The 25,285-nt window shown below is 63.3% G+C and carries 26 protein-coding genes; 23 read left to right on the forward strand and 3 right to left on the reverse strand.

From position 1 onward, the window contains the following. Nucleotides 1-4 precede the first annotated feature (4 nt). The gene (panB, locus tag HMPREF3009_RS06605) at nucleotides 5-826 is read right to left on the reverse strand and encodes a 3-methyl-2-oxobutanoate hydroxymethyltransferase (protein WP_070680878.1); all 822 of its coding nucleotides are present in this window, start codon (nucleotides 824-826) and stop codon (nucleotides 5-7) included. 57 nt (nucleotides 827-883) lie between these two features. Here panB and HMPREF3009_RS06610 point away from each other — a divergent pair, with 57 nt between their 5' ends. From HMPREF3009_RS06610 to ndk, 7 genes are read left to right on the forward strand one after another with little or no spacing between them, the layout of a single operon-like run. Continuing rightward, complete coding sequence (locus HMPREF3009_RS06610) at nucleotides 884-3,622, forward strand: valine--tRNA ligase (RefSeq protein WP_070517913.1); 2,739 nt, start codon at nucleotides 884-886, stop codon at nucleotides 3,620-3,622. Further along, the gene (locus HMPREF3009_RS06615; RefSeq protein ID WP_070517912.1) at nucleotides 3,622-5,151 is read left to right on the forward strand and encodes a bifunctional tetrahydrofolate synthase/dihydrofolate synthase; all 1,530 of its coding nucleotides are present in this window, start codon (nucleotides 3,622-3,624) and stop codon (nucleotides 5,149-5,151) included. Before HMPREF3009_RS06610 ends, HMPREF3009_RS06615 begins: the two co-directional genes overlap by 1 nt. Next, entirely contained in the window at nucleotides 5,148-5,594 is a 447-nt protein-coding gene (locus HMPREF3009_RS06620) for a DUF4233 domain-containing protein (RefSeq protein ID WP_049157140.1), read from the forward strand. Before HMPREF3009_RS06615 ends, HMPREF3009_RS06620 begins: the two co-directional genes overlap by 4 nt. Nucleotides 5,595-5,603: 9 nt before the next feature. Beyond that, nucleotides 5,604-5,747 carry a hypothetical protein gene (locus HMPREF3009_RS13740; protein WP_232761004.1) on the forward strand — a complete coding sequence of 48 codons (144 nt, stop codon included), beginning with the start codon at nucleotides 5,604-5,606 and terminating at the stop codon, nucleotides 5,745-5,747. Next, nucleotides 5,744-6,487 carry an alpha/beta hydrolase gene (locus tag HMPREF3009_RS06625; RefSeq protein ID WP_232761005.1) on the forward strand — a complete coding sequence of 248 codons (744 nt, stop codon included), beginning with the start codon at nucleotides 5,744-5,746 and terminating at the stop codon, nucleotides 6,485-6,487. The genes HMPREF3009_RS13740 and HMPREF3009_RS06625 overlap by 4 nt, the downstream gene beginning before the upstream one ends. A 5-nt stretch (nucleotides 6,488-6,492) precedes the next feature. Next, the gene (locus HMPREF3009_RS06630) at nucleotides 6,493-6,804 is read left to right on the forward strand and encodes a hypothetical protein (protein WP_049157137.1); all 312 of its coding nucleotides are present in this window, start codon (nucleotides 6,493-6,495) and stop codon (nucleotides 6,802-6,804) included. Nucleotides 6,805-6,863: 59 nt separating this feature from the next. After that, complete coding sequence (ndk, locus tag HMPREF3009_RS06635) at nucleotides 6,864-7,274, forward strand: nucleoside-diphosphate kinase (RefSeq protein ID WP_039676402.1); 411 nt, start codon at nucleotides 6,864-6,866, stop codon at nucleotides 7,272-7,274. A 120-nt stretch (nucleotides 7,275-7,394) separates the two neighbouring features. Here the strand turns inward: ndk and HMPREF3009_RS06640 are convergent, their stop codons facing one another. Then, the gene (locus tag HMPREF3009_RS06640) at nucleotides 7,395-7,745 is read right to left on the reverse strand and encodes an ArsR/SmtB family transcription factor (RefSeq protein ID WP_046648980.1); all 351 of its coding nucleotides are present in this window, start codon (nucleotides 7,743-7,745) and stop codon (nucleotides 7,395-7,397) included. A 112-nt stretch (nucleotides 7,746-7,857) separates the two neighbouring features. On the opposite strand from HMPREF3009_RS06640, the gene arsB reads away from it, so the two are divergent. Next, entirely contained in the window at nucleotides 7,858-8,922 is a 1,065-nt protein-coding gene (gene arsB, locus HMPREF3009_RS06645) for an ACR3 family arsenite efflux transporter (protein ID WP_049157134.1), read from the forward strand. Here the strand turns inward: arsB and HMPREF3009_RS06650 are convergent. Beyond that, complete coding sequence (locus HMPREF3009_RS06650; protein WP_049157132.1) at nucleotides 8,919-9,722, reverse strand: hypothetical protein; 804 nt, start codon at nucleotides 9,720-9,722, stop codon at nucleotides 8,919-8,921. The two genes, arsB and HMPREF3009_RS06650, sit on opposite strands and share 4 nt — an antisense overlap. 157 nt (nucleotides 9,723-9,879) lie before the next feature. Between HMPREF3009_RS06650 and HMPREF3009_RS06655 the strand changes: the two genes are divergently transcribed. From HMPREF3009_RS06655 to HMPREF3009_RS06725, 15 genes are all read left to right on the forward strand, one after another. Next, nucleotides 9,880-13,131: a translation initiation factor IF-2 N-terminal domain-containing protein gene (locus tag HMPREF3009_RS06655; RefSeq protein ID WP_046648983.1), complete on the forward strand. Its 3,252-nt coding sequence runs from the start codon at nucleotides 9,880-9,882 to the stop codon at nucleotides 13,129-13,131. A 201-nt stretch (nucleotides 13,132-13,332) separates the two neighbouring features. After that, nucleotides 13,333-13,638, forward strand: a complete 306-nt coding sequence (gene rplU, locus HMPREF3009_RS06660) for a 50S ribosomal protein L21 (RefSeq protein WP_010190885.1) — start codon at nucleotides 13,333-13,335, stop codon at nucleotides 13,636-13,638. A 43-nt stretch (nucleotides 13,639-13,681) separates the two neighbouring features. Then, entirely contained in the window at nucleotides 13,682-13,960 is a 279-nt protein-coding gene (gene rpmA / locus HMPREF3009_RS06665) for a 50S ribosomal protein L27 (protein WP_010190882.1), read from the forward strand. Between the two features lie 160 nt (nucleotides 13,961-14,120). After that, on the forward strand, nucleotides 14,121-15,650 hold the full coding sequence (gene obgE / locus HMPREF3009_RS06670; protein WP_049157130.1) for a GTPase ObgE: 1,530 nt from the start codon (nucleotides 14,121-14,123) through the stop codon (nucleotides 15,648-15,650). A gap of 91 nt (nucleotides 15,651-15,741) precedes the next feature. Then, complete coding sequence (gene proB, locus HMPREF3009_RS06675) at nucleotides 15,742-16,902, forward strand: glutamate 5-kinase (RefSeq protein ID WP_232745485.1); 1,161 nt, start codon at nucleotides 15,742-15,744, stop codon at nucleotides 16,900-16,902. After that, complete coding sequence (locus HMPREF3009_RS06680; protein ID WP_070509961.1) at nucleotides 16,902-17,831, forward strand: D-isomer specific 2-hydroxyacid dehydrogenase family protein; 930 nt, start codon at nucleotides 16,902-16,904, stop codon at nucleotides 17,829-17,831. Before proB ends, HMPREF3009_RS06680 begins: the two co-directional genes overlap by 1 nt. Nucleotides 17,832-17,846: 15 nt before the next feature. Then, nucleotides 17,847-18,752: a D-isomer specific 2-hydroxyacid dehydrogenase family protein gene (locus HMPREF3009_RS06685; protein WP_070517909.1), complete on the forward strand. Its 906-nt coding sequence runs from the start codon at nucleotides 17,847-17,849 to the stop codon at nucleotides 18,750-18,752. Continuing rightward, nucleotides 18,752-19,258 carry a DUF1707 SHOCT-like domain-containing protein gene (locus HMPREF3009_RS06690; RefSeq protein WP_070517908.1) on the forward strand — a complete coding sequence of 169 codons (507 nt, stop codon included), beginning with the start codon at nucleotides 18,752-18,754 and terminating at the stop codon, nucleotides 19,256-19,258. The genes HMPREF3009_RS06685 and HMPREF3009_RS06690 overlap by 1 nt, the downstream gene beginning before the upstream one ends. A 74-nt stretch (nucleotides 19,259-19,332) precedes the next feature. Further along, a complete protein-coding gene (locus HMPREF3009_RS06695) occupies nucleotides 19,333-20,601 on the forward strand; it encodes a glutamate-5-semialdehyde dehydrogenase (RefSeq protein WP_070680883.1) in 1,269 nt (422 codons plus the stop codon). A 188-nt stretch (nucleotides 20,602-20,789) separates the two neighbouring features. Then, the gene (locus tag HMPREF3009_RS06700) at nucleotides 20,790-21,695 is read left to right on the forward strand and encodes a cutinase family protein (RefSeq protein WP_070680886.1); all 906 of its coding nucleotides are present in this window, start codon (nucleotides 20,790-20,792) and stop codon (nucleotides 21,693-21,695) included. Between the two features lie 10 nt (nucleotides 21,696-21,705). Then, a complete protein-coding gene (locus HMPREF3009_RS06705) occupies nucleotides 21,706-22,554 on the forward strand; it encodes a cutinase family protein (RefSeq protein WP_070680889.1) in 849 nt (282 codons plus the stop codon). Next, nucleotides 22,547-23,164 carry a nicotinate-nucleotide adenylyltransferase gene (nadD, locus tag HMPREF3009_RS06710; RefSeq protein ID WP_049156470.1) on the forward strand — a complete coding sequence of 206 codons (618 nt, stop codon included), beginning with the start codon at nucleotides 22,547-22,549 and terminating at the stop codon, nucleotides 23,162-23,164. Before HMPREF3009_RS06705 ends, nadD begins: the two co-directional genes overlap by 8 nt. A 96-nt stretch (nucleotides 23,165-23,260) precedes the next feature. Then, the gene (rsfS, locus tag HMPREF3009_RS06715; protein WP_046648992.1) at nucleotides 23,261-23,728 is read left to right on the forward strand and encodes a ribosome silencing factor; all 468 of its coding nucleotides are present in this window, start codon (nucleotides 23,261-23,263) and stop codon (nucleotides 23,726-23,728) included. Further along, nucleotides 23,725-24,423, forward strand: coding sequence for a histidine phosphatase family protein (locus tag HMPREF3009_RS06720; protein WP_070680892.1), 699 nt, complete (start codon nucleotides 23,725-23,727; stop codon nucleotides 24,421-24,423). Before rsfS ends, HMPREF3009_RS06720 begins: the two co-directional genes overlap by 4 nt. Beyond that, on the forward strand, nucleotides 24,423-25,211 hold the full coding sequence (locus tag HMPREF3009_RS06725; protein ID WP_049156464.1) for a DegV family protein: 789 nt from the start codon (nucleotides 24,423-24,425) through the stop codon (nucleotides 25,209-25,211). The genes HMPREF3009_RS06720 and HMPREF3009_RS06725 overlap by 1 nt, the downstream gene beginning before the upstream one ends. Nucleotides 25,212-25,285 lie beyond the last annotated feature (74 nt).

Genomic DNA, 25,285 nt, shown 5'->3' on the forward strand with positions numbered 1-25,285 from the left:
AACCTTAGTCCTCGAAGGACTCCTCGGCGTTGGGGAAGGAGCGCTCGCCCACATCCGCTACGTATTCCTTCGCGCCCTCCAGTAGCGCACCGCGCAGGTCCGCGTAGCGGCGCACGAAGCGCGGCGCCTTGGGCCCGCCCAGGCCGAAGGCATCGGTCCACACCAGAATCTGGCCATTGGTCTGCGCACCCGCGCCGATGCCGATGGTGGGAATGGGCAGCTCCTTGGTGACCTCCCCAGCTAACGCGGCGGGGACCATTTCCAGCACCACGGCGAAGGCTCCGGCCTCGGCGAGGGCGCGGGCGTCGTCGTGAAGCTTCTCCGCACCGGCACCGCGGCCCTGGACCACGAAGCCGCCCAAGGCGTGGACCTGCTGGGGCGTGAAGCCGATGTGGGCGCAGACGGGGATGCCGGCGTCGACAAGCGCGGCGACAATCGGTGCGCGCTCCGCACCGCCCTCGAGCTTCACGGCCTGCGCGCCGGTTTCCTTCATGATGCGCACAGCAGACTCCAGGGCCTGGGTGGGGCCGGCCTCATAGGAACCAAAGGGCAGATCCACCACCACGAAGGCGCGAGAGGTGGCTGAGACCACGGCGCGGGCCAGCGGAATGATCTCATCGAGCGTGAGCGAGAGCGTGGTTTCGCGGCCCAACACCACATTGGCCAGGGAATCGCCGACGAGCAGGAGATCGACCCCGGCTTTATCGAAGATTCCGGCGGTCATGCAGTCATAGCTTGTCAGGCACGCGAAGGCCTGAGAGTTTTCTTTGGCGCGGGCGAAATGGCGGGTGCGGAGACGGGCGCGGGGGCCAGGGTTGTGAGACATGCCCTTACTCTAGACACGGCGCTGGTGCCAGTTGACGCACAGGGTAGAGTTGGCCAGGTGACTGATCAGAATAAAGAGCAACTCGTTGGCACCAACCGCGCGGACCAGCTTCCCCAGTCCTGGGAGCCGCAGGCAGTAGAAAAGGACCTCTACGAAGGCTGGGTGAACGCCGGTTACTTCACCCCGGACGCGTCCTCGGAGGCGGAGCCTTATTCCATCGTGCTGCCGCCGCCGAACGTCACCGGCCAGCTACACATGGGCCACGCCCTGGACCACACTCTGATCGACTCCATCATTCGCCGCAAGCGCATGCAGGGCTATGCCACCTTGTGGCTGCCGGGTGCTGACCACGCCGGTATCGCCACACAGACCAAGGTGGAGGCCCGCCTGCGCGAGCAGGAAGGCAAGAAGCGCTGGGACTATGAGCGCGAAGAATTCATCAACAAGGTCTGGGAGTGGAAGGAAGAGTTCGGCGGCACCATCCAGAACCAGATGCGCGCCATCGGCGACTCCGTGGACTGGTCCCGCGAGCGCTTCACGCTGGACGATGGCCTCTCCCGCGCCGTGCAGACCATCTTCAAGACCCTCTACGACGAGGGCCTGATCTACCAGGCCAACCGCCTGGTCAACTGGTCCCCAGTGCTGGAGACCGCCGTCTCCGACATCGAGGTCGTGTACAAGGACGTCGAGGGCGAGCTCGTGTCCATTCGCTATGGCTCGCTGAACGACGATGAACCGCACCTCATCGTGGCCACCACCCGTGTGGAAACCATGCTGGGCGACGTCGCCATCGCCGTCCACCCCGAGGACGAGCGCTACGCCCACCTGGTGGGTAAGGAGCTGCCGCACCCCTTCCGCGATGATTTGAGCCTGAAGATCATCGCCGATGATTACGTGGACATGGAATTCGGCACCGGTGCAGTGAAGATCACCCCGGCGCATGATCCGAATGACTACGCCATGGGCCTGCGCCACGACCTGGACATGCCCACCATAATGGACACCACCGGACACATCGCGAACACCGGCACGAAGTTTGACGGCCTGACCCGCGAGGAAGCCCGCGTGGAGATCCGTGAGGCGCTGCGCGAACAGGGCCGCATTGTCAAAGAGATCCGCCCCTACGTCCACTCCGTGGGCCACTCGGAGCGCTCCGGCGAGCCCATCGAGCCGCGCCTGAGCCTGCAGTGGTTCGTGGCCGTGGAGAAGATGGCGAAGATGTCTGGCGACGCCGTCCGCGAGGGCGATACCACCATCCACCCGAAGTCCCTGGAGCCGCGCTACTTCGAGTGGGTCGATGACATGCACGATTGGTGCATCTCCCGCCAGCTGTGGTGGGGACACCGCATCCCGATCTGGTATGGCCCGGAGGGCGAGGACGGCCAGCGAGACATCATCTGCCTCGGCCCCGATGAGGAAGCCCCAGAAGGCTATGTCCAGGACCCGGACGTGCTGGACACCTGGTTCTCCTCCGCGCTGTGGCCTTTCTCCACGATGGGCTGGCCGGATAAGACCGCAGATCTGGAGAAGTTCTTCCCCACGAACGTGCTGGTCACCGCCTATGACATCCTCTTCTTCTGGGTCGCACGCATGATGATGTTCGGCACCTTCGCCGGCGCCCACACCCCGGAGCTGCTCGGCGAAGGCAAGGATGGCCGCCCGCAGGTTCCGTTCACCGACATCTACCTGCACGGCCTGGTGCGCGATGAGCAGGGTCGCAAGATGTCGAAGTCCCTGGGCAATGGCATCGACCCGATGGATTGGGTGCGCGACTATGGTGCGGACGCACTGCGTTTCACCCTGGCTCGCGGCGCGAACCCGGGCGTGGACTTGCCGCTGGCTGTCGACGCTGCCGCCGCCGGACGTAACTTCGCCACCAAGCTCTTCAACGCCACCAAGTTCGCGCTCATGAACGGCGCGGGTGTGGCTAAGCTGCCGGCACGTGACGCGCTGACCGACGCCGACCGTTGGATCCTCGACCGCTCCGAAGAAGTCCGCGCCAAGGTGGACGCCTACCTGGATGACTACCAGTTCGCCAAGGCCAATGAGCTGCTCTACCACTTCGTGTGGGATGAGCTGTGTGACTGGTACCTGGAGATTGCCAAGACACAGATCCCGCGCGACTTCGATGCGGCGAGCGCCGAGGAGCAGGCCACCGGACACACCACCCAGATCGTTCTGGGCCGCGTTCTTGACCTGGTTCTGCGTTTGCTGCACCCGACCATGCCTTTCGTCACCGAGGTCCTGTGGAAGGCTCTGACTGGCGGGGAGACCATTGTCACCGCGCAGTGGCCTACCCAGGAGCACACCAACGGTGGCGCGGAGAAGGATGAGGTGGCCGCGCGCCGCATTCAGGACGCCGACAAGCTCATCACCGAGCTGCGTCGCTTCCGCTCCGATCAGGGTGTCAAGCCTTCCCAGAAGGTCCCGGGCCGCCTCGACTTCGCCGCGGCCGACCTGCAGGAGCAGGAGGGGCTCATCCGCAACTTGGCCAATACCACGGAACCTGGCGAGGACTTCACCGCGTCCGCTTCCATCGAGGTGCGCCTGTCCCAGGCCACCGTCGAGGTCGCTCTGGATACCTCCGGTGCCGTCGACGTCGAAGCCGAGCGCAAGCGCCTGGAGAAGGATCTGGCCAAGGCCCAGAAGGAACTGGACCAGACCGGCAAGAAGCTGGGCAACGAGGCCTTCCTGTCCAAGGCGCCGGAGGCAGTCGTGGAGAAGATCCGCGTTCGCCAGCAGGTGGCCCAGGAAGAAGTCGAGCGCATCACCGCACGTCTGAAGGGACTCAAGTAGTGGCGGGGGAGAAAGACCGCGAGGAATTCGAAATCGTTGATGCCCTCGCGGAGGGCACCGATGGCGGCCCGGTGGAAATTACCGACTCTGGCCTAACACTCAACCTCGGCGGCGAGGAGGACTACGAGGAGGCCGCGCCCGAGCAGGCCACGCCGGAAGAACTCGCTGAGCTGGCCCAAGTCACCGCGGAGCTCAATGCGCGTGCCCCGGAGACCATCATTGAGCCCAGCCTCGAGCGCATCGAGATGCTCATGGATCTGCTGGGCAATCCGGAGCGCTCCTTCCACGTCATCCAGGTTGCCGGCACCAACGGCAAGTCCTCGACAGCCCGCATGATCGACTCTCTCCTGCGCGCCTTCCACCGCCGCGTTGGCCTAGTCACCAGCCCGCACCTGCAGCTGGTCACTGAGCGCATCGGCATCGACGGCCACCCCATCCACCCGCGCGATTTCGTGCGTATTTGGCGCGAAATCAAGCCCTACGTAGAAATGGTGGATTCGCGCTCGGAGATCCCCATGTCCACCTTTGAGGTGCTCGTGGGCATCTCATATGCGGCCTTCGCTGATACGCCTATCGACGTCGCCGTGGTCGAGGTCGGCCTCGGCGGCACGTGGGATGCCACCAACGTGGTCAACGCCGAAGTTGCCGTGGTTATGCCCGTCGGCATGGACCATACCGACTACCTCGGTGACACCATCACGGAAATCGCCAGCGAGAAGGCCGGAATTATCAAGGCCCGTGAGCACGACGTCGACGACGTGCTCACGCCGGGGGAGAACATCGCCATCATTGCCGAGCAAGACCCAGAAGCCATGCGCGTGCTGCTGCAGCGCACCGTCGACGTCGGCGCCGGCGTAGCGCGCGCGGGCTCCGAGTTCGCCGCGCTGGAATCGCGCATTGCCGTCGGCGGCCAGCAGCTCACCATCCAAGGTCTCGGCGGCCTCTATGAGGACATCTTCCTGCCGCTGCACGGCGAGCACCAAGCCAAGAACGCGGCCGTTGCCTTGGCGGCGGTGGAGGCTTTCTTCGGGGCGTCGTCAGGCAATCAGCTCGACATCGCCTCCGTGCGCACCGGCTTTGCCAAGGCCATTTCCCCCGGACGCTTGGAGCGCGTGCGCACCAGCCCCACGACCTTCCTGGATGCCTGCCACAACCCACACGGTGCTAAGGCCCTGGCCGCAGCGCTCGACCGAGACTTCGATTTCGCGCGCCTCATCGGCGTGGTATCCATCTTCACGGACAAGGACGCCGCCGGCATCCTCACCGCTCTGGAGTCGGTCCTCACGGAAGTCGTCATTACGCAGAACACCTCGCCGCGCGCCCGCGATGCCTATGAGCTAGCGGAGCTGGCCCGTGACATCTTCGGCGAAGAGCGCGTGTACGTAGAGCCCGACTTGCCCAGTGCTTATACTCAGGCCGTTGAATTGGCGGAGGACGCCGACGTGCAGTCCGGATCCGGCATCGTGATTACCGGCTCGGTGGTCACTGCTGGTGACGCCCGCGCACTCTTTGGAAAGGAGCCCGCATGAGCCCCCGCAAACCCATCCCTGAGGAGGAGATCGGCCCGCTCGGACTAGGCCAAGCACCGGCCAAGGATCCCCTCAAGCAATTCGGCGGCATGGTGGTGGCCAGCTCCCTCACCATGGAACTGATCACCCTGGTTCTGGCGCTGCCAATGCTGTACAAGCTGTATGACGGCACTCTGTGGACCCCGTTTAACTACGGCGTGGTGATCGGCTTTATGGTGCTACTGCTTGCATCCTTCCCCTTCATGAATAAGCCGTGGATCGTTGGGGCACAGATTGTCCTCCACATTATCGGCATTGTTCTCGGCTTCATGGTCCATTGGTCCGTGGCCACGATCTTCATCATCTTCGCCCTGCTCTGGGCGCTCGCGGCCTATATGCGCTCGGTGATCGTCGCCCGCATGGAACGCGGTTACCTCACCACGCAGCACCTGACTGAGAAGTAGGCCGCAGCGGTGTATATTCGCCCGGAGCTGCGCGCGGGCGCGGCGTTCATCTCACTGTGGGATCCAACCAATCCGCTGATCCGCCGCGCCGGGCGTGTAGTTCCCGCGCTGTGGCCCGCACCCTATATCCAGGGCGTGCGCACGCAGCGGTGAAGAATTCCGATATCCGCGCGACCATCTATAGCCCGGAGAACCCGCGCGGCGCTGTGCTGTGGATCCACGGCGGAGGGCTGCTCATGGGCCATCCGCGCCAAGACGTTAAACACCTCAAGGAGACCGCCGCGGAAGTCGGTGTCACCGTCATTGCGCCGCACTACCGCTATGCCCCGGAGAACCCCTATCCGGCCGCGCTTGACGACGTCCACTCGGCCCACCACTGGCTCCTCACGCATGCGGAAGATCTGGGAATCAGCCCAGATCGGATTGTCATCGGCGGCCAAAGCGCCGGGGGAGGGCTCGCCGCCGCACTGTGCCAGCGCCTCCTAGATGAAGGCGGAATTCAGCCGGCGGGGCAGTGGCTCTTTTGCCCGATGCTCGATGACCGCGCTGCCTCCACCGACCGCAATCCCATCTGGGACGCGGACTCCAATGCGCAGGCTTGGCGCTACTACACCAACGGCAACCCAGACGCACCCTATGCCGTGCCCGGTCGCCGCACGGAGTTAGCAGGCCTGCCACCGGCTTGGTTGTATGCGGGGAGCAGCGAGCTTTTCTACGACGAAATTGTGGACTACGCCGAGCGTCTGAAGTCTGCCGGCGTGCCCACGCAATGCGAGGTCGTAGACGGCGGCGTGCATGCCTTCGAGCTGTGGGCTCCCCATACCGCGGTGGCAAAGCGCCTGCTCATGAGTTCTCGCGCCTGGCTGCAGTCGACGCTGGACGCGCTACACTAACGGGCATGCTCTTTCTCCTCTATGGTATTTCCGCGCTGCTGTGCATCGCCGCACTCGTGGCCAAGCTGTATGTTGGGGGCTTTGCGCTCCCGCTTGCGTTGATGCTCCCGGCCTTTGTGTTCCTCGTCGTGGGCATGCTCAAGCAGCAGCGCGATGAGAAGCCGGTGGAGTTTGCGGATCTGGAGGAGTGGCAGCGCGAGGATCTGAAAAGCCTGCTGGAGAGCGGTCAATACGGCACGGCCGTGCGCCAAGTGCAGCTGTGGTTTCGTGGCACGAGCCATGAGCGTGCGGAGGAAATCGTGCAACGCCTTACGTAGCGCTTAATAATTGGCCCACTGGCAGGACGCGGGAGCACCCATTCTGTACTATGTGCCCTATGACTGAACGTACACTGATTCTCATCAAGCCGGACGGCGTCAAGAACGGCCACGTGGGCGAGATCATCTCCCGCATCGAGCGCAAGGGCCTGAAGCTCGTCGCCATGGATCTGCGCGTCGCCGACGAGGAGACCGCAAAGAAGCACTACGCCGAGCACGAGGACAAGCCTTTCTTCGGCGAGCTCGTTGACTTCATCACCTCTGCACCGTTGGTTGCTGGCATCGTCGAGGGCGAGTCCGCTATCGCCGCATGGCGTCAGCTGGCCGGTGGCACCCACCCGGTGGAGAAGGCTACCCCGGGTACCATTCGCGGTGACTTCGCTCTGACCGTTGGCGAGAACGTCGTCCACGGTTCCGACTCCCCGGAGTCCGCTGAGCGCGAGATCTCCATCTGGTTCCCGAACCTCTAACTATGATTACCGCGCTGAGCGCGTAACGAAGCCCGAGCATAGCGCTCGGGCTTTTGTCATTTCTGACCCTTAACCCGAACCCGTCCTGTGTGCTCGAGCGCAGATCCGATCAGGTACCGGTTAGTCGAACGACAGCAGCGTGCGCAAGGCCGCAAAAGCGTCTTTGTGCACCTGATGGGTGACGGTGCGGCCGCATTGCTGTCTGGATAGCAAGCCGGCTTCCCGCAGGCGCGCTAGGTGGTGCGAGACCGTGGGCTGACTCAGCGCAGTGAGCTCGGTGAGTTCCGTGACGCTCATGGGCCCACAGCCTTCATCACACAGGATGGACAAAAGACGCAGGCGGGCAGGGTCTGCCAGCACTTTGAATTGCTGCGAAAAATGCCTCGCCTCGGCGTCGCTGAGCGGGCCTGTGCTTAAGGAGCAACACTCAGTGCTGGGCGCGCTGGTTTCGGGCGTGGAAGAGGAAGCCATGCGATCAGTATAGGGGTTATCCTTGCACCCTACGTTATATTGACGCGTATCAATACGTGCTGTATATTGCATGTTTGTATTGTCCATTGTTTAACGTCGAAGGAGGGGGGACATGGCTGTGTCGCAGCGCCCGAAGTTGTCTTTTCTTGACCGATTTTTACCCATGTGGATCATTCTGGCGATGGCTGCCGGACTGCTCATTGGCCACTTCATTCCCGGGATTGGCCAAGCCTTGGGCGCCGTTGAAATCGGCGGGATTTCCATCCCGATCGCCATTGGTCTCCTCGTCATGATGTACCCACCCTTGGCCAAGGTTCGCTACGAGAAGACCAAGGAAATTGCCACGGATGGCCGCCTCATGGCGGTATCGCTCGTCCTCAACTGGCTGGTGGGGCCGGCGTTTATGTTTACCCTGGCGTGGCTGTTCTTGGCGGACCAGCCGGAGCTGCGCACCGGCCTCATCATCGTGGGCCTTGCTCGCTGTATCGCCATGGTGCTTGTGTGGTCGGACCTCTCATGCGCTGACCGCGAGGCAACGGCTGTGCTTGTCGCCCTGAACTCCATCTTCCAGGTCGCTATGTTTGGTGTTCTGGGTTGGTTCTACCTGCGCGTCCTCCCCGGATGGCTGGGCCTGGACACGACGAGCGCTGACTTTTCCTTCTGGGCCATCGTCAAGGCCGTACTCGTCTTCTTGGGCATACCGTTCCTGTTGGGTGCGCTGTCTCGCGTGTGGGGCGAAAAGGTAAAAGGACGGGAATGGTTTGAGAACCGCTTCCTCCCAGCCGTATCGCCCCTGGCCATGATTGGTCTGCTGTACACAATTGTGTTGCTCTTTTCCCTGCAGGGCGAGCACATTGTGGAGCAGCCAGCAACGGTAGTGCGCGTGGCCGTGCCGCTGGTTATCTACTTCGTGGGCATGTTTGTGCTGTCGCTGGGCGTAGCAAAGGCCGTTGGCATGAATTACGCGCAGTCTGCCAGCGTGGCGTTCACTGCAGCAGGAAACAACTTTGAGCTTGCTATTGCAGTATCCATCGGCACCTTCGGAGCGATGTCTGCTCAAGCCCTTGCCGGAACGATTGGTCCTCTTGTTGAGATTCCAGTCCTCGTTGGTCTGGTCTATTTCATACTTTGGATTGGCCCGAAACTCTTCCCGGGAGATGCCACTCTTCCGCGCTAGCGCGTGCGTGCAGCGTCCATGCTGCGCACGCCAGCTTCGGTCAGAGTGATGTTAAAGGTCCGCTCACCACTCCACTTGATGAGACCAGGCAGTTTCACCACGCCGGCCGCTTCGAGTTCACGGAGTTCTTCTTCGAGCCCCTCCTCGTAGCCGATCAGCCGCCCCAGCTCAGAGATGGAGGTGGTATTGCCAGTGACTGCACCGGCGGCGACTAGCCCGCTGAGGACTTCCGGGTGAGTTTCTACTGCGGCGATGCTCGCTTGAGTGACGCCTTCGAGGCTTCCTTGTTCGGTGATGGCCTTGATGCGTCGCTTGCCCACTCGGTAGGAGGTGGTACCGAAAGCGCGGCCACCGAAGATGAACGCAGGGATGGAGAAAGCAGTAAGTCCAGCGGCGATAAGGATAGGGTTGGGTGAGACATCGCCGATAATCCCGGTGGATTTAATTCCCTCAGTGATGAGAGGGGAGAAGATAGCAAGCACCGGTAGAAAATAGGCGAGAAGAGGGTAATCGCCCGCCCGGTACTCTTCTTGGGAGGCCTGCACCAACCTCGGCTCGCTGCGAATGATGCGGAAGACTCCGTAGAGCATCACCATGATGAGTACCGCGTAGACCGGGACCGCGTAGGGGTAAGGGAGGTCAACGGCGCGAAGGCCGGAGGCGATGCCCGCGGGCACGGCCACGGTCACAATATCCCGCAGTGCAATCTCGTTACGAGCGCGCGCCTGCGCCACTGTGCGTGGCGCGTGGACAGGTATTTTCCGCTCTGCCGGTGTGTTTGTGGGCGCGCTGTCGGACATAGCGGCGATACTAACATGTGAGCCTCGGTCGAGCTCTGTGCCAGAATGGAAGGCACTGACAACTAAATAAAGATGAAGAGAATTTTTTCAAAGTCTCACCGCCGTGTGGCGGCAACCTGCGCCCGGGGTGAGCACAACGTCAGGAGATTAGCCACTGATGGCATCCAAGAAGAAAACAGAAACAGAAGAAGCACGCACTGAATCGACGTTGGCCGCGGCTGTAGCGGGGATTGACCGCGAGGCGCTCGCGCCTAAGACTCGCCTTTATGCCTTGGCTAAGCAGGTGGGCGTGGCCTCCAAGGAATTGGTGGCCCAGTTCGCGGAGATGGGCATCAAGAAGTCCGCACAATCCACACTTACGCCGGAGGAGGTGGGTCAGCTTATCGATGCCCTCGTGCCAGCCACTGAGGACACCAATCAGGCCGCCGCCGAGGACGCCGAGCAGGCTGCAGTCACGGCCGATGCTGCGCAGACCCCCGAAGAACCTGTCGAAGAAACTACTGAAGCCCCGGCTGAGGAAAAGCCGGAGAAGACGGTGAAGAAGAAGCGCACCAAGCGCGCGGCGAAGCGCGTGAGCAAGGCAGGCAAGAAGGCTGAGCCGAAGGAGCAGGCAGAGGAACCCGCACCGGAAGAGTCTGCTGCGCAACAGGATGGCGCGGGGGAGCCGCAGGAAGCTGCACAGGCACAGGACTCGACACAGGATACTGAACAGGCCGGGCAGCCGGAGCAGCTGAGCGAGGAAGAAGAAAAGCTGCGCGAGCGCGTGCGCAAGAACGTTGATAACGAGATTTCGCAGATCGTCGACAAGGTCGATGCCGAAATGCTGCACGAGGCGCTCGCCGAGGCCGGTGATAGCGACGAGGACGACGAGCTCACTCCGCTGATCACCCCGATGGCTGAGGAAGACCCGGACGTGTACGACTTCGCGCCGGTCTTCATGGCGCCGAAGATCACTCCGCTGGCCAAGCGTCAGAAGTCAGAAAAACGCGAGGAAGAAATCGAGGAAGATTCGGCACCGGCAAGCCAGCCGCGCGGTCGCCGTCGCGGCAGCCGCGGTACCTCTCGTGGCCGCGGAGCAGAAGGCCGCGGGGTAGTCCGCGAGGAAGTCGAGCACATCGACGAGCCGAAGGCGATTAAGGGCTCAACCCGCATCGAGGCGCAGCGTCGCCGCCGTGCGGAGCTGCGGGAGAAGGGCCGCGAGCGCCAGCACATCGTCTCCCAAGCGGAGTTTTTGGCGCGCCGCGAATCTGTAGAGCGCACCATGGTGGTGCGCGATAAGCAGCGTACCGACGGCGCTGGCATCATCACCCAGGTTGGTGTGCTGGAGGATGATCTCCTGGTCGAGCACTTTGTCACGACCGAGACGCACCCTTCCCAGATTGGCAATATCTACTTGGGCCGCGTGCAAAATGTCTTGCCTTCGATGGAGGCCGCCTTCGTCGATATCGGACAGGGCCGAAACGGCGTGCTGTACGCGGGAGACATCGACTGGCGCGCCCTGGGCATTGGTGGGCGCAGCCGCAAGGTGGAAAACGCGCTGAAGTCCGGTGACCAGGTTTTGGTCCAGGTGGCCAAGGATCCCATCGGGCACAAGGGCGCACGTTTGACCACTCAGATTTCCCTGGCCGGTCGTTTCCTGGTGTATGTGCCGGGCGGGCGCAGCGCGGGCATTTCCCGCAAGCTGCCGGCGCCGGAGCGCAAGCGCCTCAAGGGGATTCTGGAGCGCGTCATCCCGGGGGATGGCGGCGCCATCATCCGCACCGCAGCGGAAAACGTGTCGGAGGAGGACATCGCGTCCGACGTCAACCGCCTCCACTCATTGTGGGAGGACATTAGCGCCCGCGCCGCGCACGAAAAGGCAACGAAGGGCGCCAAGCCGGTCACCCTGTACGAAGAGCCGGACCTGCTCATCAAGGTGGTGCGTGACCTTTTCAACGAGGACTTCAGCACCTTGGTGGTGGACGGCAAGCGTTCCTACAACACGGTCAGCGCCTACGTTGATTCCATGGCGCATGACTTGGCCGACCGCGTGGTGCGATACGACGCCCGCGAGCACGATGGCGAGGATGCCTTCAGCGCCTACCGCATTGATGAGCAGCTGCAGAAGGCCCTGGGCCGCAAGGTGTGGCTGCCGTCTGGCGGCACCCTCGTCATCGACCGCACTGAGGCCATGACGGTCATTGACGTCAACACGGGCAAGTTCACCGGCTCCGGCGGCAACCTGGAAGAGACGGTGACGCGAAATAACCTCGAGGCGGCCGAGGAGATCGTGCGCCAGATGCGCCTGCGCGATATCGGCGGCATGATCGTCGTGGACTTCATCGATATGGTCTTGCCGGAAAACCAGGATCTGGTGCTGCGCCGCCTCAAGGAAGCGTTGGGGCGCGACCGGACTCGTCACCAGGTTTCTGAGGTCACCTCACTGGGCTTGGTGCAGATGACGCGCAAGCGCGTGGGCACCGGCCTCATCGAGACTTTCTCCACCGAGTGCGAGGCCTGCCATGGCCGAGGAATCATCATTCACGAGTACCCGGTTGATGAGGAGACGGAAGAGGATAACTCGAAGCCGCAGCGCCGCGGCCGTAAGGAACGCCGTGCACCGCAGCGCGATCCGAAGAAGCACCCGGCCGCCGTCCGTATGCATCGCGAGGACGACGATGCCGCTTCCGAGCATGAGGCTGCCCGTGCTGACAATGAAGAAGCAGCGCGCGACGAAGAATCTTCGCTGGAGGAACTCGTGGCCAGCGTGGTCGTCGTGGACGACGATGACGCGGAGACGCCGGATAGCGCGTCCATTGGCTACGCGGTAGCGGAAAGCCTGGAAGCGAAGCGATCGAAGCCGAAATCCAAGCAGAAGCGCTCGCGCAAGCCGCGCCGGGCAACGCGTACCTTCCGGGAGCCACAGCGCGAGGAGACGAGTGAGGGCTTGCGCGCGCAGCAAGGCAAGCAGGATAGGAACGCTAAGAACGCTGAAGCGGAGAAGAAGTCCTCCGCACAGCGCTCGGAGCCAACCTACGAGGAAGCCGTCGAGGCTTTCGAGAACTCGCCGCGCCGCAAGCGCCGCACACGCGGAAATTCCCGTTCGGATATTCGCCCGAAGCGCGAAGACTTTGCACAGGACGAGACCCCAGCCAAGGACGCTCCGCTGGCCACCTCTAAAAAGGAGGCCAAGGCAGAGCGCAAGGCCGCGGAGTCGGGCGAGAACATGAACGTGCGCGCGACCCGCAGCCGCGGTCGCCGCCGAGTGGTGCGCAAGATGGCGCAGAGCCAATCCGCGCCGGCACCGAAGGAACGCGGTAGGGGCGCGGAGCACAGCACTGAGGCGAAGGAGCGCGAGGAGACTACGGCGTCGACAAGGCGCAGGGGCGGGCGCGGGAGGCGTCGAGTAGCACGGCGCAGGTCGCGCTAGAAAAGGCGTTTTGCCTTTTCGCCCCCTCACGGGGTAGTCTTTGACAGTCGCTGTTTAGACCATGAATGCGCTCGATGGGACGCGCTGCGGTTTCCGCACGTCTCTCGCGGATGTGGTTCTAAACGCCAATGTCCAATGTCCATTCGTTAGCGGCACCACCCAGCTGCTAGCGAGCCGAGTTTAGATAAGGGGTAGCCCTCTATGTACGCGATCGTCAAGACCGGCGGAAAGCAGTACAAGGTTGCTGAAGGTGACCTCGTCAAGGTCGAGAAGATCGAGGGGGAGCCGGGTTCCTCCGTTGCTCTCACCCCGGTTCTGCTCGTCGATGGCGCAACCGTCAAGTCGAAGGCCGCAGACCTCGAGAAGGTCTCCGTCTCCGCTGAAATTGTCGAGCAGGGCAAGGGCCCGAAGATCGACATCCTCAAGTACAAGAACAAGACTGGTTACAAGCGTCGCCTCGGTCACCGTCAGCCGGTGACCACGCTGAAGATTACCGGTATCAAGTAAGCCTTAACCGGCACTAATTCATCCCTGAAGGAGGGAAAACCACATGGCACACAAGAAGGGTGCTTCCAGCTCCAGCAACGGTCGCGATTCTGAGTCCAAGCGTCTCGGCGTCAAGCGCTTCGGTGGTCAGCAGGTTAAGGCCGGCGAGATCATCGTGCGTCAGCGCGGCACCAAGTTCCACCCGGGTGAGAACGTTGGTCGCGGCGGCGACGATACCCTGTTCGCTCTCGCTGCAGGCTCTGTTGAGTTCGGCGTCAAGCGTGGCCGTCGTCTGGTCAACATTGTTCCGGCTGAAGAGGCTGCTGCAGAAGCAACTGCCTAAGAGCTTCATGGCTTAATCCCGAGCGTTTGCTCGGGATTTTGTCGTTTTCACGCGGCCGGCGTGGCGGGAGAGCGTGGAGAAGACTAAAGGGGCCGTGGGCTTCAGATCCCCGGCAGTGCTCAACTAGGACGGTATGCCAGGAACCGTTAGACTAACGGGCATGGCACGATTCATTGACCGAGTGGTTTTGCACCTGCAGGCAGGCGATGGCGGACACGGCTGCGCCTCCGTTCACCGCGAAAAGTTCAAGCCGCTCGGCGGGCCCGATGGCGGCAACGGCGGCCACGGCGGAGACATCTTGCTGGAGGTCTCAACCCAAATCCATACGCTGATGGACTTTCACTACCGCCCGCACATCAAATCCGAGCGTGGCGGCAACGGTGCTGGCGACTGGCGCAACGGCGCGCGCGGCAAGGACCTCATTCTGGAGGTGCCGGCAGGCACCGTGGTCTATACCGAGGATGGGGAGATGCTCGCGGACCTCACGGTCCCGGGGACCCGCTTCGTGGCTGCGGAGGGCGGTTTCGGCGGACTTGGTAACGCAGCACTGGCCTCGGCTGCTCGTAAGGCTCCGGGCTTTGCGCTGCAGGGAGAACCTGGTGAGGCGCGCGATCTCATCCTGGAGCTGAAGTCCATGGCGGACGTCGGCCTCGTGGGCTTTCCTTCCGCGGGTAAGTCCTCCCTTATTTCTGTTCTCTCGGCGGCCAAGCCGAAGATTGGTGATTATCCTTTCACCACCCTCCAGCCCAACCTGGGCGTGGTGGACATGGGCCATGAGTCTTTCACCATGGCGGATGTTCCGGGCCTGATCCCTGGGGCCGCCGAGGGCAAGGGCTTGGGACTCGACTTCTTGCGCCACATCGAGCGCACCGCGGTGCTGGCCCACGTGGTGGATACCGCCTCCATCGAGCCGGGCCGCGATCCGCTCTCTGATATCGAGGCCCTCGAGACCGAGCTGGCCAAGTACCAAGAGCTGCTGGAGCAGGACACCGGCCTGGGGGATCTGCGCGAGCGCCCGCGCGTCATCATCCTCAACAAGGCGGACATTCCCGAGGCCGAAGAGCTAGCAGAATTTGTCAAGGGTGACCTCGAAGAGAAGTACGGCTGGCCCGTCTTCATCATTTCTGCGGTGGCGCGCAAGGGCCTCGACCCGCTGAAGTACAAGCTCATGGAGATGGTCAACGAGCACCGCAAGGCTCAGCCCAAGGTCGCCGCGGACAAGAACCACACCATTATTCAGCCGAAGTCCGTGGGCAAGAAAAAGAAGGGCAGGTTCGCCGACTTCACCGTCACCCCAGACCCCGAGGTGGAGGGCGGCTTCATCGTCGAAGGCGAGAAGATCGACCGCTGGATCCGCCAGACGGACTTCGAAAACGACGAGGCCGTGGGCTACCTTGCGGACCGCCTTGCCAAGGCCGGTGTCGAAGAGGAACTGCACCGCCAAGGCGCGCAGGAAGGCTGCCCCGTGACCATCGGAGATATCACCTTCGAGTACGAGCCCATGGCTGGTGGCCGCGCGACCGACGCTGGCCGCGGACAGGATGGCCGCCTCATGAGCACCGAGCGAGTCTCGGCTGCCGAGCGTAAGCGCGCTTCCCAGGCACGCCGCGGTCTCGTCGATGAGTTTGACTTTGGCACCGATGGGGAGGTCACGCGCGAGTCCGCGAACCGCGATCGCTGGCAGGGCTAGCCCGGTATAATGAGCCGGTATGTCATCCGAACACGACAACCAGATCGACTATCCTCTTCCCCTCGAACCCTTCGAGGGGCCAACCCCGGAAATGGACTACCCGGAGACCGCCACGCTGTCGGAAAAATCCAGCGGCTTTTCCTCGCCTTTGCGCGACCAGATCGCACAGGCCAAGCGCATCGTCATCAAGATCGGCTCCTCCTCGTTGACGCGCGATGACTTCGTGACCTCGACTGAGAAGATCGATAAGATCGTTGATGCCGTGTGCGCCCGCATGAATGTCTCCGACATCATCATCGTCTCCTCCGGTGCGGTGGCCGCGGGCATGGGCCCGCTGGGCCTGACCACACGCCCCACAGATCTCGCCACCAAGCAGGCAGCTGCCGCGGTGGGCCAGGTCCACCTCGCTTACGAGTGGGGCGTGTCCTTCGCCCGCTATAACCGCACCATTGGGCAGGTGCTGCTGACCGCGTCGGACGTCGGCAAGCGCGATCGCGCCCGCAACGCCCAGCGCACCATTGACCGCCTGCGCCAGATGCGCACGGTGCCGATCGTCAACGAGAATGACACCGTCGCGACCTCCGAGATGCACTTCGGTGATAACGACCGCCTTTCCGCGCTCGTGGCCAATCTGGTTGGCGCGGATGCCCTTTTTCTCTTCTCCGACGTGGACGGCCTTTATGACAAGAATCCGGCGGAGCCCGATGCCAAGTTCGTGGAAGAGGTGCGCACCGGTAAGGACCTCAAGGCGGTGGTGGCCGGTGATGGCGGCAAGGTCGGCACCGGCGGCATGGCCACGAAGGTCTCCGCTGCCCGCCTTGCCACCCGCGGCGGCATCCCGGTGCTGCTGACCTCGGCGGATAACATCGGACAGGCGCTTGACGACGCCTCCGTAGGCACCGTCTTCCACACCCGTGAGGAGCGCCGCCTGTCTGCGTGGAAGTTCTGGGCGCTCTACTGCGCGGATACCGGCGGCTCGCTGCGCCTCGACGAGGGCGCCATGGAAGCCGTGGTCCGCGGCGGAAACTCCCTGTTGGCCGTGGGCATCACGGATATCAAGGGTGAGTTCAGCGCCGGTGAGATCGTGGACATTATGGGCCCCAAGGGCCAGGTCATTGGCCGCGGTGAGGTGGGCTATGACTCCGCCACGCTGCGCAACCTGCTGGGCAAGCACACCGAGGAGCTGCCGGAGGACATGCGCCGCCCGGTTGTTCACGCCGACTACCTGTCCAATTTCGCGTCCCGAATTTAATGCGCTATTTCATGGGCCCCGATGTGTGGGCAGCGACCGTGGCAGATATCGACGCAGCCGGGCACGAGCGCGTGGAGAGCTTGGCGGAAGCCGAGGTCTTTGTGAACACCGCCTCGGACCCGGCGCAGACCCCGGAGATTCCGGAGAATATCCAGTGGGTGCAATACTGCTTCACCGGGGTGAACCGCCATATCGAGGCCGGGCTCATCCGGCCGGATGGCCTGCCGTGGTGCAACTCCGCCGGCGCTTTTGCCAAGCCCGTGGCGGAATCCGCGCTGGGGCTCATGCTCTCCCAGGCGCACCACCACAAGGCTTTCGCGCTGGCGAAGTCCTGGTCGGTGGCGCGTGAGCTCGATGAATCCCAGGCCTGGCTCTATGACCAACAGGGGCCTACGCGCGTGCTCATCGTGGGCGCGGGAGGAATCGGCACGCAGCTCATGGCCTATCTCCGGCCCTTTGGCGTGCACATCACCGCGGTGAACCGCTCGGGCCGCCCAGTGGACGGCGCGGACGTAACACTCCCTATCGAGCGCGTCGACGAAGCATGGGGCGAGGCGGATTTCGTGGTGAGCATTCTGCCGGCGACAGAAGCGACGGAAGCTCTCTTTGATGCTGCGGTGTTCCGCGCCATGAAGCGCTCGGCGGTGTTTATCAACGTCGGCCGCGGCAGCACCGTAGTCACTGATGATCTCGTGGATGCACTGCGCACGGGCGAGATCGCGGGAGCGGGCCTCGAGGTCATGGATCCGGAGCCGCTTCCGGATGGCCACCCGCTCTATGAGCTTCCCAACGCTACGCTGACCCCGCACATGGCGGCCTCGGATCACGTGGCCCAGTACCACCTGGGTGCTATCTTCAATGCCAACGCCGCCGCGTGGGAGCGCGGCGAGGATATGCCCACGCGCGTCGACCCGGACGCCGGATACTAGCTAAGGAGGATGTGCATGAAGTACGCCATCGAACCACACCCGTGGGAGGAAACCATCGAGGTGCTTGACGCCGCGGGCTTTGAGCGCGCCCGGCTAGATGAGGCCTCCTTCCTCATCTACACCGGCGACGGCACCGACTTCCCGGACCCGCTGCCGGAGAACATTGGTTTCGTGCAGATTCCTTCGGCGGGCGTGGACCACGTGCTCGACGCAATGAAGGGGAGCAGCGTGCCGTGGTCAAACGCCGCCGGGGTCTATGACAACACGGTGGCGGAATCCACCATCGCGCTGCTTCTGGCGCAGCTGCACGCGCACCGTCGCGTCAACGGCACGTTCGATTCCTATGCGGACATGGAGGCCCACACCTCCTACCTCTACGACGATAAGACGGTGGCCATTATTGGTGCCGGTGGCATTGGCAAGCGTCTGATTAGCATGCTGTCTGGTTTCGGGCCGCGCATCATTGCGGTCAACCGCTCCGGCAACCCGGTTGAGGGCGCTGAGGAAACTTACCCGATTTCCCAGGTGGACAAGGTTTGGCCGAAGGCTGATTACTTCGTCCTTATCGCTCCGCTGACCCCGGAGACCCGCCACATGGTGGATGCGGAGGCTTTCCAACAGATGCCGGAGCATGCAGTGGTGGTTAACGTGGGCCGCGGCCCACTCATCAACACCGAGGACCTCCTCGCAGCACTCGAGTCGGGCGAGATCGCGGGTGCCGCGCTCGACGTCACCGACCCAGAGCCGCTGCCGGAGGATCACCCGCTGTGGCGGGATCAGCGCGTGGTTATCACCCCGCACATTGCCAATACGCAGCGCTCCGTGCGCGAGAAGATTGGCGCGCACGCCATCAAGGTGGCCAAGGCCTTCGCGGCGGGGGAGGAGCTGCCTACCCTGGTTGATCCGAAGGCAGGCTACTAATGGAGAACCCCGATATCCGCGTTGGTGATGCTGAGCGTTCCGCGGCCCTGGAGCAACTGAGCCAGCACTTCGTCAACGGTGCGTTGGGCCCCGATGAATTTGAGCAGCGCACCGGCGAGGCTGCCGCGGCGCGCACGCGCGGGGACGTCGAAAAGCTCTTTGCGGACCTGCCGGAGCTTTCCACGCCAAGCGCCCCAACACCCGCACGCCGCCACGAGGCGGAGTTGGAGGACATGCTCTCCCGCGGACGCAAGGTGCAGATAGTGGATTCCGTCATTTGGTCAGTGGCGATGATCGCGCTCTTCCTAGGCCTCTTCGTCTTTGACTGGAGCTATTTCTGGATCTCGCCCGTCATCGCGTTCTTCGCTTCCTGGGCTGCGCGCGGGGTGCTGAAGTTCAGCGAGTCGGATGAAGAGCTCTTCGACGAGCTTTCCGAAGGAGAAAAGAAAAAGCGCGCCGAGCGCCTGCGTGCCGCGGCGGAGCGCCGCCGCGAGCTCGAGGCCTAACTAAGGGCCGATCCGCGCCCATAGCTGCACAAAATCCCTGACAAGCGGGCAGACCTTCCGTACGCTGGTATGGCATGAGCAACACCGAACGTGAAGAAGTTCTGTCCAAAGCCCGCGCCGCCAAGGCGGTGGCGCCGCAGTTCGCGCAGCTGACCACCCCGCGCAAGAACGAGATTCTCAATCGCGCCGCGGAAAACCTCATCGCGCACACCGAGGACATCCTCGCTGCTAACCAGCTCGATATCGAAGCCGGCCGCGCCAACGGTATGTCCGAGTCCCTCATCGACCGCCTGTCGCTGGACGCCGCCCGCATCGAGGGCATTGCCGGCGGCCTGCGCCAGGTGGCCTCCCTCCAGGACCCGGTAGGGGAGATCCTGCAGGGCCGCACCATGGATAACGGCATCCAGATGAAGCAGGTTCGCGTGCCGCTCGGCGTGATGGGCATGGTCTATGAGGCCCGCCCGAACGTCACCGTCGATGCTTTCGGCTTGGCCCTGAAGTCCGGCAACGTGCCGCTGCTGCGCGGCTCCAAGTCCGCGAAGAACTCCAACGCTAAGCTCGTGGAGCTCCTCCAGGACACCCTCGTGGAGTTCGATTTGCCGCGCGAAGGCGTGCAGCTTTTGCCCTGTGAGACCCACGATTCTGTGCAGGACCTCATCACCGCCCGCGGACTGGTGGACCTGGTCATCCCGCGCGGCGGCGCGCGCCTCATCAATGCCGTGGTGGAAAACGCTACCGTCCCCGCCATCGAGACGGGTACCGGCAATTGCCACTTCTACGTCGATGCCTCCGCTGACCTGGACAAGGCTACCGATATGGTGATCAACGGCAAGACCCGCCGCACCTCGGTGTGCAATGCTACGGAAGGCGTGCTGATCGACGCCGCGCTTGACGACGCCGCAAAGCTCCGCATCATCACCTCCCTCCAGGAGGCAGGGGTCACCATCCACGGCGATGTGAAGGAGCTCCAGGCCTTCGGCGTTAAAGACGCCGTGGAGGCCACCGACGAGGAGTGGCGAGAAGAATTCCTCTCCATGGATATCTGCGCCAAGGTGGTCGATGGTGTTGATGGCGCCATCGCGCACATCGCCGAGTACACCACCGGCCACACCGAAGCCATCGCCGCCCAGGACGCTGACGTGCTGCTGACCTTCGCCAACGAGGTGGATGCTGCAGCAGTCATGCTCAACGCCTCCACCGCGTTTACTGACGGTGAGGTCTACGGCATGGGCGCAGAAATCGGCATTTCCACCCAGAAGTTGCACGCGCGCGGCCCGATGGCTCTACCGGAGCTGACGTCTACCAAGTGGGTGCTGCAGGGCACCGGCCAGACGCGCCCCTAGAGGCGGCTCGAAAGCTACTCGAAAGCTACTCGAAAGGAATTTTTCGAGCCTGACCTGCGCAAAACATCCTACTCGAAAACTTTTCGAGTAGATTGTTCGCCTTGTGTGGGGTTCGTGCTGCGCGGCGGGACAGGACTGGGTACTCTAAAGCGCGGTAATAACAAAGAACTGATTGGTGCCTTCCGCTCATGCTGTCCCGCATTGCTTCCTCCGTCGCCGCCGCCGTCGTGGCCGCGGCCGCCCTCATCGTCCCGAACACCGTATCTGTACCCGCCGCGCATGCCGAGGAACAGTGCCCCGCCGTGGTCGTCGTCGCCGCGCGCGGCTCCGGCCAGAACGGCCAGATCTACCCCACGCAGTACTCCAACCAGGGTGGCCGAGCCTCCAATGGGTGGGAAGGCGAATCCATCCGCGCCATGCTGCACGGCGCTGAAGCGCGCTATCAGGCAACACACGGCGGCAACTCCCTGATGAAGGACGTCTACGTGTTGGGCCTGGAGCCGCAATACTACCCGGCGACGTACCCGGAGTATTCCGTGCCGAACGAGTCGCTGCCCACCACCGCGGCCGACTTGGTTCGCCTGGCCGCACAGTACGCCAACCCGGTCATCAACACCGCGGTCTCCGCCATCAACCAGTTCATGTACTCCGTACAGACCGGCAAGCGCGGCGTGACCAGCGCCATCAACAACTACGAGGCCGCTACCGGCTGCCACCCGCAGTACATCCTTTCCGGCTACTCCCAAGGTGCTATGGTCCTGTCCAACCACGAGCTGGAGCTAGCCCACCGCGGCCAGCTCGCCGGTGTCGTGACCTTTGGCAACCCGCTGACCCGCGCCGGGGATCCGGCCGTTGTCGGTGCGACCCAGGGTGCGGGCGGCCCGATGGGCCACTTCCCTCAGATGCGCGCCAACGTCAGCCGCGTGGACTACTGCCTGCCCCTCGATGCCGTGTGCGATCTCTCCGCCCATACCCTCTACGCCGCTAAGCCCACTGGCGGCTCTCACGGCCAGTACTTCTTCACCTACCACGAGTGGGATAACCAGGTCTACGATTCCATCGGCCGCATGGTAGACAGCGTTCGTTTCCGCTAAACAGGAAAGGGTGAAGCCTCTTTCTCTTAGCATGTGTGCCGCGCTTGGCGCAGCAGCGTTTCTCCTGAACGTTCCTGCGGCCTTGGCGGGCGGTATCGACACCTGCCCCGACACCGCGGTGCTTGTCGCGCGCGGCTCGGATCAGAACGAGGAGCAAGGCGAATACGTGGGCCCGCAGCGCTACTCCGCGCGTGCGCCAGAATCCACGGGCTTTGAGGGGCGTAACTTTGCTGCGCTGTTTCACCAGGTCGAGCAGCGCCACCTGGGCGCTATGGATGGCGTCTATGTACTTGCGCTCGATCCGGAGGCATACCCCGCCGCCATGAACCTGCCGCCCTTGGCTCAGGAGGGAGAGGTCCTCAGCCCGCGTGACGTCGTGCGGCGAATCATGGAGATCCTCCAGCAGCACCCCATTGGGGACTTGGCGTATTCGGTGACGCTGGGGGCCGTCGATAGTCTGCGCACCGGTGTCCGCAACGCCCCGAAGGTGGTCGAAGACTATGAATCCACCACCGGCTGCCGCCCGCGCTGGGTGGCCGCCGGCTACTCGCAGGGCGCGCTCGTCGCGACAAGCGCCCAAAGCTACCTCGCTGAGACCGGGCGCCTGCATGCGGTGCTGACGTTCGGCAATCCGCTCCACCAGGTGCCGTGGGTTCAGAACCGCGCCGGGCTACCGGAGCACCGCTCCGTCGATTATTGCTTGGACGGTGACTTCGTCTGCGACTTCTCCCCGGAAGCCGCCAACCGAGCGTTAGCCACGAAGGCCAAGCGCCATGCCTCCTACTTCCTGGGGGAGCCTACCGAGCAGGACGTGCAGGTCATTGATGCTGTGGCCGGTATACTCACCAGCCATGACTAGTCCACAACGCATCGGCATCATGGGTGGCACCTTCGATCCGATCCACAATGGCCACCTCGTCGCTGCTAGCGAGGTAGCCCACCGTTTCCGCCTCGATACGGTGGTCTTCGTGCCCACCGGCCAGCCCTGGCAGAAGGCAGATAAGCAGGTCACCGCCGCCGAGCATCGCTACCTGATGACCATGGTGGCCACCGCTTCAAACCCGCGCTTTACGGTCTCCCGCGTAGACATTGACCGCGAGGGCCCCACCTACACCATCGATACGCTGCGGGACTTGCGCGAGCTTTTCCCCGATGCCGAGCTCTACTTCATTACCGGTGCGGATTCTGTCGCTTCCATCATGAGCTGGCGGAACTGGGAAGAGATGCTGGAGATGGCGCACTTCGTTGGCGTGACCCGCCCCGGCTACGAGCTACGCAAGGACATGTTGCCGGAGGGCTCCCAAGACGACATCGAGCTGATCGAGATTCCTGCCATGGCCATTTCCTCCACCGATTGCCGCGCCCGCGCCGAGCAGGGCCAGCCGGTGTGGTACCTGGTGCCGGATGGGGTGGTGCAATACATCGCCAAGAATCACCTCTACAGCCCGCACCCGGAAAAACCGCTGTAGTATCCGCGCAGAGGCGGGGGGAATTCGACTAGGAAAATGCGCCTTGTCGTGTAAGACTAGAGTTCTTAAGAGAAAAGTACTTGTGTAGGGATTGTCATGTCGATTACTGATGAAGCACGCCAGATGGCGGAAACCGCCGCCTTGGCTGCGGATGAAAAGTTGGCCACCAACATTGCCGCTATTGACGTTTCCGACGTGCTGGCGATTACCGAGGTCTTCGTCTTGGCCTCCGCCGATACCGAGCGCCAAGTGGCGTCCATCGTTGAGGAAGTCGAGGACGAGCTGACCAAGCAGGGCTTTGAGCCCAAGCGCCGCGAAGGCAATCGTGAGAACCGGTGGGTCTTGCTCGATTACGGCCCCATCGTGGTCCACGTCCAGCGCAACGATCAGCGCGAGTTTTACGGCCTGGATCGCCTCTACCACGACTGCCCGCTTCTCGACATCCCCGGTCTGGACACCCCGGAACGCCCCGGCGAGTGGTCTGATGAAGTCAACCCGCGCGACGTGGACTCGATCGATGAGATTCCCCTGGCCCAGCCAGAGCCGGAAGATGACGAATTATGACCCGCCGTCTCCTCCTCATCCGCCACGGGCAAACCACCTACAACGCCACCGGACGGATGCAGGGGCACCTGGACACCGAGCTGTCGGACGTAGGGTACTCCCAAGCGCGCGCTGCCGCTGACCTGCTCGAGGATAAAGGCATCACCGCGGTTGTCGCCTCGGACCTCATCCGTGCCCGCGAAACCGCTGAGATCATCGCCCGTCACTTGGGGCTTGCGGTAACCGTCGATAAGCGCCTGCGTGAAACCCACCTGGGGGAGTGGCAGGGGATGACCTCCGCCGAGGTGGATGAGCAGTACCCCGGGGCGCGTGCGCTGTGGCGCCACGACCCCACCTGGGCGCCGCCGCAGGGCGAAAGCCGCGTCGATGTGGCCAACCGAGCCCGCCCGGTCATTGATGAGCTCATGCAGGAGCACTTCGACTGGGATGAAGGCGCGGTGCTTGTCGTCGCGCACGGCGGCGCCATTTCCGCGCTGACCTGCCACCTATTGGGCCTTGAGCACCACCAGTACGGGATTCTCTCCGGTTTGAAGAACACTCACTGGTCGCAGCTGACCGCGCGGCCCGAGTTCGATGCCGCTCGTCCGCTCTCCCCGCTGGAATTCACCCCGGAGAACGTCGCCCGCGCCCAGTGGTACCTCGACGGCTGGAACATGGGCGGCGCCGTCGTTGGTGGCGCCGGGGCGGACGTCTAGTGATTCGCGTCGTCACCGATTCCGCCGCGGGGTTGCCGGCGGATATCGTCGAGGAGCTCGACATCTGCGTCGTGGACCTGCACGTCATGGAAAGCCACGGCAAAGATGGCGCGGAGCTGTCCACCTCTGGTCTGACTGCCTTGGAGCTAGCGGCCCTGTATGGCCGTCAGATGGAACGCTCCGGCGATGACGGGGTGCTAGCCATCCACCTGTCGAAGGAACTGTCCTCGACGTGGTCGGCGGCGGTGACTGCCTCCGGCGTTTTCCCCGACACCGTGCGCGTCATCGATTCCGGCACCGCGGGCATGGTCATGGGTGCCGCTGCCATGGCCGCAGCGAAGCTTGCCCAGGAAGGCGCCTCACTCGACGAGTGCTATGCCGCCGCCATCAACACCCTCGAGCGCGGGCACACCTTGGTCTATCTCAGCTCGACGGAGGAGCTGCGCCGTTCCGGGCGCATGTCCGCGGCCACGGCGATGCTGTCGACCGCGCTGCTGGCCACCAAGCCAATCATGGCGATTGCGGGCGGCAAGCTGGAGATGGTGGGCAAGACCCGCACCCAAACCAAGGCCTTTACCAAGCTCGTGGATCTGGTGGCCTCCCGCGCGGAGGGCAAGCCGGCGTTCATCGTGGTGCAGTACAACGAGGACAAGGTCTCGGCCCGCCGGCTGGAGGACCTACTGCGCTTGGCGTTGCCGGATTCCTCCTTCATGCTGGTGCCGCTTACCGACGTCCTCGCGGTCCACGTCGGCCCCGGAGCCATCGGCGTCTCCGCGGTCTTTAGCTGACGGCGGAGCCGAGCTAAAGACGTTGTTGATGTCTTCAACAAGTTATCCACAGGCTGCGGCTTAAGCCCTCGACG

This window comes from Corynebacterium sp. HMSC034H07, from assembly GCF_001815175.1.
Lineage (GTDB): Bacteria > Actinomycetota > Actinomycetes > Mycobacteriales > Mycobacteriaceae > Corynebacterium > Corynebacterium hiratae.

Excerpts from the sequence above, each read along its gene's own strand:
- panB (WP_070680878.1), bottom strand. The coding sequence starts at position 826 with ATGTCTCACAACCCTGGCCCCCGCGCCCGTCTCCGCACCCGCCATTTC.
- HMPREF3009_RS06620 (WP_049157140.1), top strand. The coding sequence starts at position 5,148 with ATGAGCCCCCGCAAACCCATCCCTGAGGAGGAGATCGGCCCGCTCGGA.
- HMPREF3009_RS06630 (WP_049157137.1), top strand. The coding sequence starts at position 6,493 with ATGCTCTTTCTCCTCTATGGTATTTCCGCGCTGCTGTGCATCGCCGCA.
- ndk (WP_039676402.1), top strand. The coding sequence starts at position 6,864 with ATGACTGAACGTACACTGATTCTCATCAAGCCGGACGGCGTCAAGAAC.
- HMPREF3009_RS06640 (WP_046648980.1), bottom strand. The coding sequence starts at position 7,745 with ATGGCTTCCTCTTCCACGCCCGAAACCAGCGCGCCCAGCACTGAGTGT.
- arsB (WP_049157134.1), top strand. The coding sequence starts at position 7,858 with ATGGCTGTGTCGCAGCGCCCGAAGTTGTCTTTTCTTGACCGATTTTTA.
- HMPREF3009_RS06650 (WP_049157132.1), bottom strand. The coding sequence starts at position 9,722 with ATGTCCGACAGCGCGCCCACAAACACACCGGCAGAGCGGAAAATACCT.
- HMPREF3009_RS06655 (WP_046648983.1), top strand. The coding sequence starts at position 9,880 with ATGGCATCCAAGAAGAAAACAGAAACAGAAGAAGCACGCACTGAATCG.
- rplU (WP_010190885.1), top strand. The coding sequence starts at position 13,333 with ATGTACGCGATCGTCAAGACCGGCGGAAAGCAGTACAAGGTTGCTGAA.
- rpmA (WP_010190882.1), top strand. The coding sequence starts at position 13,682 with ATGGCACACAAGAAGGGTGCTTCCAGCTCCAGCAACGGTCGCGATTCT.
- obgE (WP_049157130.1), top strand. The coding sequence starts at position 14,121 with ATGGCACGATTCATTGACCGAGTGGTTTTGCACCTGCAGGCAGGCGAT.
- proB (WP_232745485.1), top strand. The coding sequence starts at position 15,742 with ATGGACTACCCGGAGACCGCCACGCTGTCGGAAAAATCCAGCGGCTTT.
- HMPREF3009_RS06680 (WP_070509961.1), top strand. The coding sequence starts at position 16,902 with ATGCGCTATTTCATGGGCCCCGATGTGTGGGCAGCGACCGTGGCAGAT.
- HMPREF3009_RS06685 (WP_070517909.1), top strand. The coding sequence starts at position 17,847 with ATGAAGTACGCCATCGAACCACACCCGTGGGAGGAAACCATCGAGGTG.
- HMPREF3009_RS06690 (WP_070517908.1), top strand. The coding sequence starts at position 18,752 with ATGGAGAACCCCGATATCCGCGTTGGTGATGCTGAGCGTTCCGCGGCC.
- HMPREF3009_RS06695 (WP_070680883.1), top strand. The coding sequence starts at position 19,333 with ATGAGCAACACCGAACGTGAAGAAGTTCTGTCCAAAGCCCGCGCCGCC.
- HMPREF3009_RS06700 (WP_070680886.1), top strand. The coding sequence starts at position 20,790 with ATGCTGTCCCGCATTGCTTCCTCCGTCGCCGCCGCCGTCGTGGCCGCG.
- nadD (WP_049156470.1), top strand. The coding sequence starts at position 22,547 with ATGACTAGTCCACAACGCATCGGCATCATGGGTGGCACCTTCGATCCG.
- rsfS (WP_046648992.1), top strand. The coding sequence starts at position 23,261 with ATGTCGATTACTGATGAAGCACGCCAGATGGCGGAAACCGCCGCCTTG.
- HMPREF3009_RS06720 (WP_070680892.1), top strand. The coding sequence starts at position 23,725 with ATGACCCGCCGTCTCCTCCTCATCCGCCACGGGCAAACCACCTACAAC.